General features: G+C 43.6%; 15 protein-coding genes. All 15 read left to right on the top strand.

The window, feature by feature from the left end; genetic code table 11:
- Positions 1-8: 8 nt before the first annotated feature.
- A complete protein-coding gene (locus tag HOP45_RS08825) occupies positions 9-1,931 on the top strand; it encodes a stage V sporulation protein D (RefSeq protein WP_181348919.1) in 1,923 nt (640 codons plus the stop codon).
- Between the two features lie 90 nt (positions 1,932-2,021).
- The gene (locus tag HOP45_RS08820; protein ID WP_181348918.1) at positions 2,022-3,491 is read left to right on the top strand and encodes a UDP-N-acetylmuramoyl-L-alanyl-D-glutamate--2,6-diaminopimelate ligase; all 1,470 of its coding nucleotides are present in this window, start codon (positions 2,022-2,024) and stop codon (positions 3,489-3,491) included.
- Positions 3,492-3,494: 3 nt separating this feature from the next.
- Positions 3,495-4,853: a UDP-N-acetylmuramoyl-tripeptide--D-alanyl-D-alanine ligase gene (locus HOP45_RS08815; protein WP_181348917.1), complete on the top strand. Its 1,359-nt coding sequence runs from the start codon at positions 3,495-3,497 to the stop codon at positions 4,851-4,853.
- A gap of 42 nt (positions 4,854-4,895) precedes the next feature.
- Positions 4,896-5,882 carry a phospho-N-acetylmuramoyl-pentapeptide-transferase gene (mraY, locus tag HOP45_RS08810; RefSeq protein WP_181348916.1) on the top strand — a complete coding sequence of 329 codons (987 nt, stop codon included), beginning with the start codon at positions 4,896-4,898 and terminating at the stop codon, positions 5,880-5,882.
- Entirely contained in the window at positions 5,879-7,222 is a 1,344-nt protein-coding gene (gene murD / locus HOP45_RS08805) for a UDP-N-acetylmuramoyl-L-alanine--D-glutamate ligase (protein WP_181348915.1), read from the top strand. Before mraY ends, murD begins: the two co-directional genes overlap by 4 nt.
- Positions 7,223-7,282: 60 nt before the next feature.
- Complete coding sequence (spoVE, locus tag HOP45_RS08800; RefSeq protein WP_181348914.1) at positions 7,283-8,383, top strand: stage V sporulation protein E; 1,101 nt, start codon at positions 7,283-7,285, stop codon at positions 8,381-8,383.
- A gap of 418 nt (positions 8,384-8,801) precedes the next feature.
- Positions 8,802-9,590: a cell division protein FtsQ/DivIB gene (locus HOP45_RS08795; RefSeq protein ID WP_181348913.1), complete on the top strand. Its 789-nt coding sequence runs from the start codon at positions 8,802-8,804 to the stop codon at positions 9,588-9,590.
- Positions 9,574-10,275, top strand: coding sequence for a DUF881 domain-containing protein (locus HOP45_RS08790; RefSeq protein WP_181348912.1), 702 nt, complete (start codon positions 9,574-9,576; stop codon positions 10,273-10,275). Before HOP45_RS08795 ends, HOP45_RS08790 begins: the two co-directional genes overlap by 17 nt.
- Positions 10,276-10,279: 4 nt before the next feature.
- Positions 10,280-10,981, top strand: a complete 702-nt coding sequence (locus HOP45_RS08785) for a DUF881 domain-containing protein (RefSeq protein ID WP_181348911.1) — start codon at positions 10,280-10,282, stop codon at positions 10,979-10,981.
- A gap of 18 nt (positions 10,982-10,999) precedes the next feature.
- Positions 11,000-11,368, top strand: coding sequence for a small basic family protein (locus tag HOP45_RS08780; RefSeq protein WP_181348910.1), 369 nt, complete (start codon positions 11,000-11,002; stop codon positions 11,366-11,368).
- A 186-nt stretch (positions 11,369-11,554) separates the two neighbouring features.
- Positions 11,555-12,850 carry a cell division protein FtsA gene (gene ftsA, locus HOP45_RS08775; protein ID WP_181348909.1) on the top strand — a complete coding sequence of 432 codons (1,296 nt, stop codon included), beginning with the start codon at positions 11,555-11,557 and terminating at the stop codon, positions 12,848-12,850.
- Positions 12,851-12,927: 77 nt separating this feature from the next.
- Complete coding sequence (gene ftsZ / locus HOP45_RS08770) at positions 12,928-14,085, top strand: cell division protein FtsZ (RefSeq protein ID WP_181348908.1); 1,158 nt, start codon at positions 12,928-12,930, stop codon at positions 14,083-14,085.
- Positions 14,086-14,165: 80 nt separating this feature from the next.
- The gene (gene spoIIGA / locus HOP45_RS08765) at positions 14,166-15,167 is read left to right on the top strand and encodes a sigma-E processing peptidase SpoIIGA (RefSeq protein WP_181348907.1); all 1,002 of its coding nucleotides are present in this window, start codon (positions 14,166-14,168) and stop codon (positions 15,165-15,167) included.
- Positions 15,168-15,188: 21 nt separating this feature from the next.
- Entirely contained in the window at positions 15,189-15,908 is a 720-nt protein-coding gene (gene sigE / locus HOP45_RS08760; RefSeq protein WP_181348906.1) for an RNA polymerase sporulation sigma factor SigE, read from the top strand.
- Positions 15,909-15,988: 80 nt separating this feature from the next.
- Positions 15,989-16,768, top strand: coding sequence for an RNA polymerase sporulation sigma factor SigG (gene sigG, locus HOP45_RS08755; RefSeq protein WP_181348905.1), 780 nt, complete (start codon positions 15,989-15,991; stop codon positions 16,766-16,768).
- Positions 16,769-16,923 lie beyond the last annotated feature (155 nt).

Raw genomic sequence — 16,923 nt, 5'->3', positions numbered from 1 at the left:
TCTGAGTTATGAAGCGTGTATCACTTGTAACGGTAAGAAAACGATTAGTCGCTGTCTTTCTTATTTCTATGCTTCTTTTTGCTGTCATCATTACGAGGCTGGGCTACGTGCAATTTGTGCTGGCCGATGAATTAATTTCAAAAGCAGAAAGTTCTTGGAGCCGTGACATCACGTTTGAACCTGAACGAGGTTCAATTTTGGATGTGACGGGTGATGTGTTAGTCGGTAACCAGTCAGCACCAACTGTGATGGTCGTGCCGAGACAGGTATCGAATCCTGAACAAACTGCCAAGGCTTTGGCCGACATATTGAATATGTCCGAGGACAAGGCGCTCGAGCATGTAACAAAACAAATTTCAATCGAACGCATCCACCCTGAGGGCCGCAAGATTACAGAAGCACAAGCCCAGTCCATTCAATCATTAGGGATGGATGGTGTCTATGTAGCAAAGGATTCGAAGCGTCATTACCCCAATGGAGAATATTTGTCCCATGTACTCGGTTTCACAGGCATTGATAACCAGGGGTTGATGGGCTTAGAGGCATTCTATGATGAGAGGTTGAGCGGTAAGCAAGGCGAACTCTCATTTTTTGCAGACGCGAAGGGGAAACGGATGCCCGATATCGCAGATGTTTATCAACCTCCGGAAGATGGAGATGATTTACGACTTACCATCGACCATCGTGTGCAAACGATTATCGAACGTGAACTTGATATCGCAGCTGAAAAATATAACCCTGATTCTGCTATAGCCATTGCTGTTGAGCCCGACACCGGTAGAGTTGTCGGTATGTCATCTCGCCCGGATTTTCATCCTGCTCAATATCAAGAGGTCGCTGCGGATGTATATAACCGAAATCTTCCGGTATGGAGTACATATGAACCAGGCTCAACCTTTAAGATCATTACACTTGCTTCAGCACTGGAAGAAGACTTGGTTGACCTTAATGATGACCATTTTCATGATTCCGGCTCCATTAAAGTTGATGGTGCAAAACTTCATTGTTGGAAAGGTGGCGGCCATGGCAGTCAATCTTATTTGGAAGTCGTCCAAAATTCGTGCAACCCGGGATTTGTTCAATTAGGGCAACGATTAGGTAAAGAAAAGCTGTTTTCTTACATAGACGACTTTGGTTTTGGTAGTAAAACAGGAATAGATTTGGAAGGAGAAGGCACGGGCATCATGTTTAAACCTGAACAAATCGGGCCTGTGGAACAGGCGACCACATCATTCGGCCAAGGCGTGTCTGTGACCCCGATTCAGCAAGTCATGGCGGTAGCAGCTGCTATCAATGGCGGTTATTTATATCAACCGTATATTTTGGATGCTTGGCTTGATCCTGTGACAGGAGACGTGATTGAAGAAAACAAACCAGAATTAAAAGATCGCGTAATTTCTGAAGAGACCTCGAAAGAAGTAAGACATGCACTGGAAAGCGTAGTCGCACAAGGGACAGGTAAAGGGGCCTATGTAGAAGGTTACCGTGTCGGAGGAAAAACAGGAACCGCTCAAAAGGTCGGTCCTGATGGGCAGTATATGGACAATAACTATATTGTATCTTTCATGGGCTTTGCCCCGGCGGACGACCCGGAGCTTGTCGTTTACGTAGCGATAGATAACCCGAAAGGAACAGTTCAATTCGGGGGTGTTGTTGCTTCTCCTATTGTAGGTGCGATTATGGAGGACAGTCTCCCCGCCCTGGGGGTGAAACCTAGAAAAGACGGTCTTGAAAAAGAGTATGCATGGCCGGAAGAACCGCTTGTCGAGGTGCCTGATCTCGTCGGTTTATCAAAAAAAGAACTGCAAACGTATATGGTGGATTTAAAAGTGGAAGTGAACGGGGAAGGGACGGAAATTATAGAGCAGACACCAAAGGCGGGAGTGAAAGTGGAAACTGGCGCGACAGTCAGGATACACTTAGGTAATTAAATGAATTATTAAAATTTTTTCTATCCTACGCAGATTATCCAAACTTTTGCTATAATGTACAGGAATGTGTTCATAGTTAGGATGAGTTAAATGACTTTCAAAGAACTACTCACACGTTTTCCTACAGCAAAAGTGATTGGAGAACTGGATGGAATTAAGGTTACCGGAGTGTCGATGGACTCCAGAACTGTTCAACCCGGTAACCTTTTCATTTGTATTCGTGGCGATCGATTCGATGGTCATGATTTTGTTATGCAAGCCCGTGATAATGGGGCCGCTGTCATTGTAGCTGAAGAGGCAATGCATATTGATGTACCTGTTGTCATAGTGCCTGATACCGTTCGGGCTATGGCTTTGATTTCAGATGCTTATTATCAGCAGCCGACGAAAAATCTGAACCTGATTGGTGTTACCGGAACCAATGGCAAAACCTCCGTTACATATTTACTGGATGAGATTTTCAGGCGCTATAACCAGAAAACGGCTCTGATCGGTACGATTCACATGAAAATTGGGGATGACGTTTACCCGGTGAAGAATACCACACCTGATTCGTTATTCTTGCAGCAAAGTTTCCATACGATGGTAAAAGAGGGCATTCAGACTGCGATCATGGAAGTGTCCTCCCATGCATTGACTCAAGGGCGCGTATATGGTTGTGACTTTAATATAGCTGTGTTTACGAACTTGAGTCAGGATCATTTGGATTACCATGAGAGTATGGAGGAGTATTTTCGAGCGAAATCATTGTTATTTTCTCAGCTCGGCAACACCTATGATCCTAAGCTCCCGAAAAGGGCGATCATAAATCTCGATTCACCTTATGCAAAGACGTTGATTCGTTCAACAGCCCAGCCCGTACTCACGTATGGTATTGAGTCAGAGGCTGATGTAAGGGCTCAACGGATTCATTTACATGAAAAGGGATCCGTCTTCGAGTTGGTCACTTCAACCGAAACAGTTATGGTGCGCAGTCCATTAATTGGAAAATTCAGCGTTTATAATATGCTCGCTGCAGCTGCTGCAGCCCTTGTGTCCGACGTGCCGCTCTTGGATATTAAAAAAGCGCTTGAAACATCGCAAGGGGTCAGAGGACGTTTTGAACCTGTAGAAGAAGGTCAGGATTTTGGTGTCATCATTGATTATTCCCATACGCCTGATTCCCTTCATAATGTTGTGAAGACTCTGAAGGAATTTTGTGACGGTTCGGTTAGAGTAGTGGTGGGATGTGGTGGCGATAGAGACCGAACGAAACGCTCCCTCATGGCAGAGGTGGCCATCAACACAGGTGACGAAGCTATTTTCACCTCTGATAACCCGCGCTCTGAAGATCCGGAGAGCATTATCAATGATATGGTCGAAAACTTGAATGAGCCTTATCACCGTATCACAGATCGTGAAAAAGCGATTGAATTTGCCCTGAAAAATTCCAAAGCAGGCGACATGGTGTTGATTGCGGGCAAGGGTCATGAAACGTACCAGGAAATAAACGGAGTCCGCACTGAATTCGACGACCGGGAAGTGGCAAGAAAAATAATAAAGCAAATGAAGGGGTTATAAACCATGAATCTGCTCGTTCAAGAACTTTCTGCGTTATTTCCAACATCCAGAGGTGCAGTTGATGATGCCATTCATCTCTCAGCTGTTATGACAGATTCTAGAATAACGTTGCGCAATAGTTTATTTGTTCCCATTGTAGGCGAACAATTTGATGCGCATGATTATCTTGGAGAGGCGATTCAAAACGGAGCTGTTGCAGTATTATGGCAAAAGGATAAACACTTGCCTTACGCAATCCCTAACGATTTTCCCGTTTTTTTTGTTGAGGACACCGTGCAAGCTCTTCAACAAACAGCTCATTTTTATAAATCAAAAGTTGCGCCTGTGGTTGTCGGGATTACAGGTTCCAATGGGAAAACAACAACGAAAGATATGACCGCTTCGGTATTGAGTGAAGCGTTTGTTGTGCATAAAACGGCCGGAAACTATAATAACCATATTGGACTGCCGTTAACCTTATTAGCTATGCCGGAGGACACCGAGGTAGCTGTATTGGAAATGGGTATGAATAATGCTGGTGAAATCGGCACCTTGTCAAAAATTGCTGAACCTGATTACGGTATCATTACGAATATCGGAGAGTCACATATTGAAAATTTAGGTTCACGCGAAGGGATTGCGCAAGCTAAATTGGAAATACGTGAAGGCATGTCCCGGGATGGCACTTTAATCGTGGACGGTGATGAAGCTTTGCTTCATGAGACCGGTCAAAATGTTCATACGATACGTTGCGGTACGACACCAGAGTCGGATGTGGTCATTACTGAACGCTCCCCTTTAAATCAGGGCAGTCATTTTAAAATAGGTGATAAAGGGTATTTCATCCCGCTTTCCGGAAATCATAATATTAAAAACGCCAGTTTTGTTATAACATTGGCGAAAGCTATGAAGATGAGTCCTGACTTAATTGAGCAGGGGCTCAAAAATATCGAAATTACGGGGATGCGTTTTGAACGTATTTCCGGTAAAAATGGATCGCTCATTATCAACGATGCTTATAATGCATCCCCTACGTCTATGAAAGCCGTGATCGCTTCTTTGGCTGAACGCCAGGAGAAAAAGAAAATGGTGCTTGTGCTCGGGGATATGTATGAACTTGGAAGCCATTCAAAACCTTTGCATCGTTCTGTGGCCGCTTCAATTGGTGAAGAGTTTGAGGCTGTATTTACCATAGGAGAAGACGCTAAGGAAATCACGGATGAGCTTACAGCCTTAAATCGAAAAATCATGACGCGTCATTTTGACGATAAAGAAGTACTAACCCAAAACCTGGAGCGATATCTTGATAACGATACGGTTATTTTAGTCAAGGCTTCACGCGGTATGAAGCTTGAGGAGATCATCGAAGGACTGGTCGAATAAATAACATTACAGGACGGTTTGTAACACAAGGAGGAAGCTTTCATGAACGATTATATACTCTTAATAACAATGGCTCTGGCATTTTTTATGACCGTCCTCATTTCACCTGTCATGATCCCGTTTTTAAGAAGGTTGAAATTTGGCCAGAGTATTCGAGAGGAAGGTCCTAAATCTCATCAGAAGAAATCAGGGACGCCCACGATGGGCGGGTTGATGGTCATCGTATCCATTACACTTTCAACGTTGATCGTCGTCATGTTTTTCAATCCAACAGAGCCTGGGGTTGAAATATTTTTAGTGTTGTTTGTGCTCATCAGTTATGGGGTGCTAGGGTTCTTGGATGATTTCATCAAAGTGGCCTTGAAACGTAATCTGGGTCTGACATCAAAACAAAAAATGCTTGGTCAAATTCTAATTGCACTTGTTGTCTATCTTGTATTAGACCGGCATCAATTTTCTACGGTCATCGAGTTGCCCGCAACGAATGTAGGAATCGATCTAGGCCGGGGGTATGGTTTGCTCATTCTCCTTATGCTGGTAGGTGGCTCTAATGCAGTGAACCTCACAGACGGACTTGATGGGTTGTTAGCAGGAACAGCTGCCATTGCATTTGGCGCTTATGGCATACTCGCGTGGCAAAATGCAGAAGTGATGGAAGTGGCCATATTCGCTATAGCTGTCGTCGGTGCTTTGTTAGGCTTTCTTGTATTTAATGCCCACCCAGCCAAAGTGTTTATGGGAGATACGGGTTCGCTCGCCCTGGGGGGCGGTATCGCCATTATAGCTATATTGACGAAGCTCGAAATTCTTCTCGTTATTATTGGTGGCATGTTTGTCATAGAAACATTGTCAGTCATTATTCAAGTCATATCGTATAAAACAACCGGAAAGCGCGTATTTAGAATGAGTCCTCTTCATCATCATTATGAATTGAAAGGCTGGTCCGAATGGCGCGTGGTTACCACTTTCTGGACAGCAGGCCTATTATTCGCTGTGCTGGGGCTTTGTATAGAGGTGTTGTTAACATGAAACATTTGCTGCATTTCCCATACCAAAATGTGCTCGTACTAGGTTTGGCTAAAAGTGGTACAGCAGCTGCTCACTTGTTGTTAGATAGTGGTGTTTCAGTCGTCATTAATGACCTGCAGGCAGAAGAGAATGACCAGAATGTAGCTGATCTGCGTCAAAAGGGAGCAGAATTCATATTAGGATCTCATCCCATTTCTGCTCTCGAACATATGGGGTTAGTCGTAAAAAACCCGGGTATCCCTTATGACAATGAAATGGTACAAGAAGCGATGAATAAAGGCATCCCGGTGATTACTGAAGTCGAACTTGCAGGACTTATACATGAAGGTTCGATTGTAGCCATTACAGGATCGAATGGAAAAACAACAACGACGACATTAATCCACGAGATGCTACAAGCAAGCGGAGCCTTAGCGGAAATTGCCGGGAATATAGGCAAGGTATCCTGCGAAGTTGCGCGCAGTACCACCCAGGATACGACGATGATCATCGAGATGTCGTCCTTCCAACTGCTAGGAATAAGTTCGTTTAGGCCCCGTATTTCCGTATTATTGAATGTATATGAAGCCCATTTGGATTACCATAAAACATTGGAAAATTACCAGAAAGCGAAAGCCGCCATTTTCTCTAACCAAACAAAAAAGGATTATTTGGTTTATAACGCCGATCAACCGGTCGTCGTGGATTTAGTTCAAGAAGCTGAAGCCACTCTCGTACCTTTTTCGACAACCGATCGTGTTGATGGTGGTTGGTTGGACGAAGAATATGTGTATGTTAAAGATGAGCCTGTCGTTTCCCGTGAAGGCATCGCGTTAGTCGGTGCACATAACTTGGAGAATATAATAGCTGCTGTGGTCACGGCAAAGTTAGAAGGAGCAAGTAACAAAGCAATCAAGCACGTTCTGTCTTCCTTCAGTGGAGTTGACCACCGCTTGCAATTGATTAAGCAGAAAGATGATCGGATGTTTTACAATGATTCAAAGGCGACCAATATTTTAGCTACGTCCAAAGCATTGACGTCTTTTAATCAACCGATCATTTTATTGGCAGGCGGATTGGACCGAGGCAATACGTTCGACGAACTTGTCCCTTATCTTAATAATGTTAAGGCTATGGTCCTTTTCGGACAAACCGCCGAAAAACTTGCTGAAGCTGGTAAAAAGGCTGGTGTTCCCCGGATTTTGTTTGCCGACGATGTATCTAAAGCTGTGCCGGTAGCCTATCAACATTCACGTGAAAAAGATGTGATTTTGTTATCACCAGCCTGCGCAAGTTGGGATCAATATCGAACATTCGAACAAAGAGGAGACATGTTTGTCCAAGCTGTGCATAGCCTATAATGAGGGCTGGACACAGCAAAAGCCCTTATTTCTGTGGATAACGGAGGAGGGGCTTTTTTAATGACAGAGAAAGCTCGGCACCCAGATTGGATTATGGTGGGAACCATATTGATGATATTGATTCTTGGCGTCGTAATGGTCTATAGTTCCTCAAGTATCTGGTCCGAATATAAGTTCGACGATCCATTGTATTACGCAAAACGCCAAATACTTTTTGCGGTGTTTGGATTGATTGGTATGTATGTGTTTACGAATGTCTCATACCATGTGTGGCAAAAACATGCCAAATGGATCGTAATCGTGTGTGCGATTTTTTTGGTTCTCGTCCTTGTTCCTGGTGTCGGGATGGTAAGAGGGGGCGCTAGAAGTTGGATAGGCGTAGGTGTGTTCAGTATTCAACCCTCTGAGTTCATGAAGCTAGGCCTGATCTTGTTTTTAGCTCGATATTTATCGCTCTACCAAAAAAATATACAATCTTTTCAAAAAGGGTTCTTACCTGTTCTGACCATTGTGTTCGTACCCTTTATCATCATCATGCTTCAGCCTGACTTAGGGACAGGCGTTGTACTGGTTGGGACCTCCATGACCATGGTCCTTGTAGCTGGTGCCCGTCTGCTGCATTTCAGCTGGATCGGGTTGGCAGGATTACTAGGTTTTGCGGCACTCATCATTTCCGCCCCTTATCGGATTAAACGTATTACCGCTTTTCTTAACCCATGGGAAGACCCGTTAGGCAGTGGCTTTCAAATTATCCAATCCCTCTATGCGATTGGGCCAGGCGGCCTTTTGGGGATGGGCTTAGGTGAAAGCATGCAAAAGTTCTTTTACTTGCCGGAACCGCAAACAGACTTTATTTTTGCCGTACTCGCTGAAGAACTAGGGTTCATCGGAGGCGCCTGCGTCCTCATATTATTCTTTTTATTATGTTGGAGAGGCATACGAACCGCTATACACGCGCCCGATTTATATGGGACGTTGCTGGCACTAGGTATAGTGGGGATGATAACGATCCAAGTCATGATTAATGTCAGTGTCGTAACGGGTCTCATCCCTGTTACGGGCATTACACTTCCACTAATCAGTTACGGGGGTTCTTCCCTGACCCTCACATTAGCTTCATTGGGTATATTGTTGAATATCAGCCGCCACACGGTAAGATAAAATATAGGAAGACCGTCACAAGTGGGTTTCATCTACCGTACTCCTTTAATGGAGTGCGTTTTTTTGTGTGTTCAAAACAACATGGTGGAGCTATAACGGCCCTCCCAAGTCTCTAAGTGTGTGTTTGTTGAAAATTGTTCCTTTTTATCACATTTGCTCACAAAAATGGCCAAACATGATAAACTATAGTTGAAAAATTGTTTATCTTATGCAGGTTTTGGGTATTCTCGTTGAGTGCCTCACGTTTAGTAAACGGAGAGCGTGTTTTTTGGAAAACATAATATCTTAAACGAGTTAAACAACCTCACGTCAGCAGGCTGGGAGTATGATATAATTTATATCAGAATCATAGTTGGTTTGGAGATCAAAACCACTATTCTCTACCTGATATTTTACAGATGTGGGGGCGCAGTCGTATATGGACGATGAAAAAATTGTTTCCATAGAGGAACGCATACCGAAACTTAAGCAGGCTAGACGAAAAAAATCAAATAGACGACTGGTCTTTTATTTAAGTGTGCTCTTCTTGCTAGTGGTGGTTGTGGTCTATCTTCAATCCCCCTTAAGCCATGTCGGTCAAGTGAACATATCAGGTAATGTTCATACGGAAGCAGACGAGCTGAAAGGTGAAACAGGCATCACGAACGCGACCAATATCTGGCAGGTTGACCTGGATGATGTAGCTGAAAAAGTTGAGGGACACCCCCAGATTGCTAAGGCCGATGTTGCACGCAGCCTTCCCTCAACCATTGAGGTCAATGTTGAAGAAAGGCACAGGGTAGGGTATGTGAAATCAGATGGTGCTTTTCATCCTATACTTGATAATGGGACAAGTCTGACGTCTGAAAAACTATCTTCACCGAGTGGGGATGCTCCCCTGATTGCAGGTTTTTCTAAGCAAACGTACCTCGATCAGATGACTGAAGAATTGCAGGATTTGCCAAGAAGTGTTACACAATTAATCTCTGAAATCCATTGGGATCCGACTGAAGATAACCCTTATCAAATCAAGTTGTATATGAATGATGGGTATGAAGTGCAAGGATCCATAAGGGACTTTGCGGAGAAAATGAAGGCTTACCCTTCCATCGTAGCTCAACTTGATACTGAGGATAAGGGCATTATCCATCTTGATGTAGGAGCTTATTTAGAACCTTATCAAAATACGGAATCTTCAGAGGAGAATAATGATGAGAGTCAAGGGTAGGTCTATTATTTTGGCTCTGGTTTTACTCGTATCGGGCTTCTTAGTTTCATTCAGCTATCAGCAGACTAAATCTGACCCGGAAGTGGTCACGCTGAATGAGAGCCAATGGGAAAAAGAGTATTACTACCAACAGCAGCTCCTCAGTATTGAGGAACGAAACAAACAGTTACGAGATGAATTAAATCAAAAACGTGAACAAATTCAACAAATCGAGAATGACTTAGCCAACTCTGAGGACGTTGTCGCTGATCTTGTCGATAGAAAAAAGAAATTGCAAATGTTGACAGGTGAACTTCCTGTTGAAGGCCCCGGAGTCGAGGTCACCCTTCATGATGCTGAGTATATTCCGGATGAAGAAAACGCAAACAACTACATTGTACATGAAGCACATGTCCAAAAAGTAATTAATGAATTACTAAGTTCAGGTGCCAAGGCCGTCTCAATAAATGGACAACGTTATTTCAGTGATAGCTACATTTCATGTATAGGTCCGGTTATATCGGTCGATGGCGTTCAGCATCCAGCTCCATTTGTGATCAAGGCAATAGGAGAACCGGACGTCCTTGAATCCAGCTTGAATCTTACCAATGGCGTGGTAGAGAAGCTTGTCAATGACAACGTTGAAGTAACCATGCAAAAACAGCGAGCGATTACAATGGAACCGAGATTAGCAACTGAAGGGTGATCGGATGAGCGCGTCGACAAAATGGTTTATATCTCTCGTCTTTTTAATCGTGGGCTTTATGGTCGCCATTCAATTTCAGTCGATGGCAGGGGAGCCTGAAGTCAGGGAGACACGGGATCAGTGGGAGATAAGAGAAGCGTTACAGGAACAGCAGGATAGGCAGCAGGAGTTGCTGACTCAAATCTCTGAAGCAGATTCTGTTATTGATAATTACAATGAAAAGTCAAATCAGGAGAATATCGGTGCTTTAAAAGAATCGATTCAGAAATTGGAACAAGATGTTGGGCTAACTGAGGCCACAGGAAGCGGAGTTGAACTTTCTGTGGAAGTCATATTTACTGAAGGGCCGGAAGTTGAAGAATATCCGTCCTTATCGCCCGAGTTATTGACTCGATTGATCAATGACCTGAATACGTTCGGTGCGACAGAAATAGCTGTAGGGAATGAACGCATCACCAATTTAACAGCTATTAGACTTGTTAATGGCAGCACTTATGTAAATAATCGGCCTTTACCGTCTCTGCCTCTATCTATCAAGGTCTTATCAGACAACCCGAATAAGTTAGCTGATTATATTCAGACCAGTCAATCCAAGGAATTGTATGCGATTGAGAACATGGATATTAAGACGAACCAGAGAAAGGAATTAACGTTGCCTGAATATGAAGACCCTTTACGTTTAGGAATTTTGCAAGCAAATAATTAGGGGGTTAGGTGAGAGGCCATGTGGTTGCCCATTCTATTTCTTATTATCGGGATATCTCTCGGATTTTTGACAGATATCCGTGTGCCTGAGGAATACGCCAGCTACTTGTCCATCGCAGTTTTAGCTGCATTTGACACCTTGTTTGGCGGAGTTCGTGCCTATTTAGAGAATAAATTTGATGAGATCATTTTTTTAACGGGTTTCTTTTTTAATATCACCTTAGCTGCTGCTCTGGCATTTCTAGGTGTGCAATTAGGAGTCGATCTATATTTGGCTGCCATATTCGCTTTCGGGGTAAGGCTTTTCCAAAATATTGCGAGTATACGCAGGCATTTGATCGATCAAAGGTTGATTAACAAGAAATTAGAAAAAAATAACCGTAATTAAAAGGGAAAACGTCAGGCACTGTGGAATTCAACTTAAGAACCATCTGTATTGAGAACCATCTCATACTTTCGGATTATAAAATTTATCAATCCGATTACTTTTGTTAACTATCAATTGTATTTTGCCTATATGTTCGATATGATTTGAACTATTCAGAGGCCTTTATTTATAGGAGGTGCGACGCTCGTGAACCAGAATGAAATATTTGTAAGCCTGGATATTGGTACTAGTAAAATTAAAGTTATTATTGGTGAAATCTTTAATGAATCATTAAATATTATTGGGGTTGGAACGGCTAAGTCGAGAGGCATGAAAAAAGGTGCCATTGTAGATATCGATCAGACCGTGCAATCGATTAAGACAGCAGTGGAGCAAGCTGAAAGAATGGTTGATATGAAAATCGACCGGGTAATGGTCGGTGTTAACGGAAACCATATTCAATTACAGCCCTGTCATGGGGTGGTGGCTGTTTCGAGTGAAAGTCGAGAAATCGGCGATGAAGATATTACGCGTGTTATCGATGCTGCACAAGTTGTTTCCATCCCGCCGGAAAGGGAGATCATTGATGTCATCCCACGTGAATTTGTAGTGGATGGTCAGGATGAAATAAATGATCCGCGCGGCATGATCGGTGTGCGTCTCGAAATGGAAGGGACTATTATCACATGTGCGAAGACCGTGTTACATAACACATTGAAATGTGTCGAACGAGCTGGGTTGGAAGTGTTGGATGTTTGCCTTCAGCCTCTCTCTGCCGGTACCATCGCGTTATCTGAGGATGAGAAAAACCTTGGAGTTGCGCTCGTGGATGTGGGTGGAGGCTCCACCACAGTATCTGTGTTTTCTGACGGGCATTTAAAAGGAACGTCTATGACACCCCTGGGCGGTGACAATATAACAAAGGATTTATCCATCGGGCTGAGAACATCGACACAAGAGGCTGAGGAAATCAAAATTCAGCACGGACATGCTTTTTTTGACGATGCGAATGATCAGGAGCTATTTGATGTTACCATTATTGGAAGTAATCAAAAACAAACATTCAATCAATTGCAAATCTCTGATATGATTGAGGCTAGGTTAGAAGAAATCCTTGTATTTGCTGCTCAGGAAATTCAACGCATGGGTATTAAAGATTTACCGGGTGGTTTTGTTTTGACCGGTGGTGCCATGAATATGCCCGGTGTGCTTGAACTTGCTCAAGATGTTTTACACGCCAATGTAAGGCTGGCCATTCCGGACTACATCGGGGTCAGGGAACCGCAATACACAAGCGGTGTCGGCATCTTGCAATTCTCCCATCATAATGCGAAAATACAAGGAAAAGAGATACTGCCTTCAGTATCGGGTGAAATTGCAGATCCTTTACCTAAAAAGCAGAAACGCGTCCAAAAACAGCCAACGAATGATGAAGATGAACAACAACCCGAGAAGAAGAAAGAATCAGGTCTATCCAATCTATTAAAGTATTTTTTCGATTAATTAAAGGGGTCTTCTGTAGCGAAAACGGAAGCTGAGATAATAAATCTTGTAATCTGTGAAAATAGGAGGAACGTGAGATGTTAGATTTTGATACGAGTATGGATCAACTAGCGACAATAAAAGTCATTGGTGTTGGCGGGGGTGGCAGTAATGCCGTTAACCGCATGATTGAGCATGGTGTTCAGGGGGTCGAGTTTATTGCTGTCAACACTGATGCCCAAGCGCTTAATTTATCAAAAGCTGAAGTTAAAATGCAAATCGGCGGCAAATTGACACGCGGCTTAGGCGCAGGTGCTAACCCGGAAGTCGGACGGAAAGCTGCCGAAGAAAGCAAAGAACAGCTAGAAGAGGCGCTGCAAGGAGCCGATATGGTATTTGTGACTGCAGGGATGGGGGGCGGCACCGGCACGGGTGCTGCGCCGGTTATTGCACAAACGGCCAAAGAAGTCGGTGCATTGACGGTTGGTGTTGTGACGCGACCTTTCACGTTTGAAGGACGGAAGCGTTTTACACAAGCGACCGGCGGCATCGATGGATTGAAGAGCAGCGTCGATACATTGATCGTCATTCCGAACGACCGCTTGCTTGAAATCGTTGATAAAAACACACCGATGCTTGAAGCATTCCGCGAAGCAGACAACGTATTGCGTCAAGGTGTACAAGGTATTTCCGATTTAATTGCTGTGCCTGGACTGATTAACGTCGACTTTGCTGACGTGAAGACGATTATGGTGGACAAAGGGTCAGCCTTGATGGGAATCGGAATTGCAACAGGCGAAAGCCGTGCGATGGAAGCAGCTAAAAAGGCTATTTCATCTCCATTATTAGAAACGTCTATAGACGGAGCTCATGGTGTCCTCATGAACATCACCGGAGGCGCCAACTTAAGTCTATACGAAGTGCAGGAGGCAGCAGATATTGTTACGTCCGCTGCTGATCAAGAAGTGAATGTCATCTTCGGTTCTGTAATCAACGAAAACTTGAAAGATGAAATCGTTGTAACCGTGATTGCGACTGGGTTTGATGAATCCCAAATTGCGGATAATCAGCCGCAGCAACGCCCTATCGCGGGTCAGACAGGCGGTAGTTCTCAACAAGAGCGACCTGCTCGTGAACGTGAAGAACAGCCTCGGCGCGAAATGCCGTCGAGTCAGCCGCAACAGCAAAAAGGTTCTCAAGATGAGGATACGTTGGATATTCCGACCTTCCTTCGTAACCGGAACCGCCGTCGTTAATTCGATATGACAACCGTGCCAGCTTGAAGCTGGCACGGTTTTTTTTGCCATTTTATTAGACAGAAGAGAACAAAAATAGAATGCTCTCCTTTCATAATCTGACAGACTTTTCAGCTGTACAAGCTTATACTGAGCATAATGAAATAGTAGAGGAAAGGTCAGGCGGTGCTATGGTATATATTGACGCTGTCTGGTGCTTGAATCTTCTGATGGATGGGATGATCCTGCACTTAACATCTTTACTCACTAAAACGCATTCTTCAGGATGGCGCACCATATCAGCTGCATTTTTTGCTTCATTAATGGTTCCACTCGCTATTTACGCTCCTGATAGTTTTGTGCACACGCTTCCCGGTAAATTGATGGTGTCCGTGGTCATCATTTTGATCGCCTTTTCCTACCGTTCGTTGACATCATTTCTTATGAAGCTCATAACATTTTATTTTGTAACTTTTGCTATTGGCGGGACGTTGTTAGGTCTTCATTTTTTTATCAATTCATCGATTTCCGTAAGCCATGGGCATCTCGTGACGTTTTCAGGTGGTTATGGCGACCCCGTCAGTTGGGGGTTAGTACTACTAGGTTTTCCTCTTTCTTGGTGGGCTACCAAATGGCGGATGGAACATGCCGTATACTTGAAATTAAAGCATGATCAGATTTACTCCACAGAATTGCAGTGGAAGCAACAAACGATACACGTTAAAGGATTTGTAGATAGTGGTAACCACCTGATTGATCCCGTTTCAAGGGGGATGATTTTCTTGGCAGGGCCATCCGTATTTTTATCGTTTTTAACAGAAAAAGAATGGACTGAGCTTCAGGATTTCAGCCAGGATTATGACTTAGAGAAACTCCCGAACGATCTCCAGGAGAAGGTGAGGTTGATTCCTTATCAGGGAGCAGGTTCACCGAGCCGATTGATGATCGTGATTCAGCTAGATGGCCTGGTAGTGGACAATGGACAGGGTTGCATCACACATCGTCATCCGCTAATCGGCATTCAATTTTCTGATCTCACAACAGATGGCGCCTATGATGTGTTACTTCACCCCCATCTGATGGTAAAAGGCAAAGTTGCGTAAATCTTGAAAGGGGATGGACAGATGGTAAGCTGGAAATTCAAAGGGAAACTGTGGCTTTATCGCGTTTTATTGAAGCTGGGCATTAAGCCGAAGGAAATTTATTATATTGGAGGTAGTGAAGCATTGCCTCCCCCGCTATCCCGAGACGAAGAAAAAGAACTGTTAGAAAAGCTGCCAAAAGGTGATCCTGCGGCACGCGCTGTGCTGATTGAGAGGAACCTCCGTTTGGTCGTGTATATCGCACGAAAATTCGAGAATACAGGGTTGAATATTGAAGATCTGATCAGTATCGGGACGATCGGTTTAATTAAGGCGGTTAACACGTTTGACCCAGAGAAAAAAATTAAATTAGCGACTTACGCTTCCCGGTGTATTGAAAATGAAATATTGATGCATTTAAGAAAAAGCAATAAGTTAAAAACGGAAGTATCTTTTGACGAGCCGCTCAATGTAGATTGGGATGGTAATGAGCTGCTATTATCCGATATTTTAGGTACTGAGGAAGATCTGACTACCAGAGGAATTGAGCAGCAAATTGATAAAAAATTATTGAAAGCAGCTCTTGAGCAGTTGAATGACCGGGAAAAACAGATTATGGAGCTGCGCTTTGGTTTAATCGGTAAAAATGAGAAAACCCAGAAAGATGTTGCCGATATGCTTGGTATTTCTCAGTCGTATATATCACGACTGGAAAAGAAAATAATCAGACGTTTACAAAAAGAATTCGATAAAATGGTTTAAATCCACTTTCAACTTTATGCATATTTTTCCTTCCCAAGGAGATACTGAAGTTTGTAATAGTTTCCTGGGAGGGTCGATCAATGACAAGACACAAAGTTGAAATCTGTGGAGTAGATACTTCCAAACTCCCTGTACTGAAGAACAAAGAAATGAGATTGTTGTTTAAGCGTATGCAGGATGGTGAAATAGAGGCCAGGGAAGAATTAATTAATGGAAACCTGCGCCTTGTCCTTAGTGTCATTCAGAGGTTCAACAACCGGGGGGAGTATGGCGATGATCTCTTCCAGGTAGGTTGTATCGGATTAATGAAGTCAATCGATAATTTTGATCTTAGTCAGAATGTAAAGTTCTCTACTTATGCTGTCCCGATGATCATAGGGGAAATACGGCGGTATTTACGGGATAATAACCCGATCAGAGTGTCACGCTCCTTGCGGGATACGGCATACAAAGCATTGCAGATGCGTGAGAAAATCATTGGCGAAACATCAAAAGACCCTGCGCCTCAAGAGATAGCTGATAAAATGGGAGTTCCTCATGAAGACGTCGTTTTTGCTATGGACGCGATCCAAGATCCTGTCTCTTTATTCGAACCGATATATAACGATGGCGGCGACCCTATTTTTGTCGTGGATCAGTTGAAAGATGAACGAGAAAAAGATTCGATTTGGTTGGACGAGTTGTCGCTTCGAGAAGGCATGAAACGTTTAAACGATCGGGAAAAACTTATCTTAACGAAGCGATTTTTTCAAGGAAAAACTCAAATGGAAGTAGCAGAAGAAATTGGGATTTCACAAGCACAAGTCAGTCGATTAGAGAAGGCTGCCATAAAAGAAATGAATACAACAATGTTTCAATAAGCGCACCTTACCGGTGTGCTTTTTTATTTTTTATATATTGGGCTAATTCAACTAAAGCCCCATTATTGTGGAAACTCCGTTTCGAGACTTTTGTGTATGCGGATGCTGGCTGGGAAAACGGATCGCTTTCCGTGGGCATGGGGTGAGCTTCCTCA

The sequence above is a fragment of the Thalassobacillus sp. CUG 92003 genome, from assembly GCF_013618635.1.
GTDB lineage: Bacteria > Bacillota > Bacilli > Bacillales > Halobacillaceae > CUG-92003.
The sequence above is the reverse complement of the archived record's forward strand: the minus strand, read 5'-3'. Positions and strand labels throughout refer to the sequence as shown.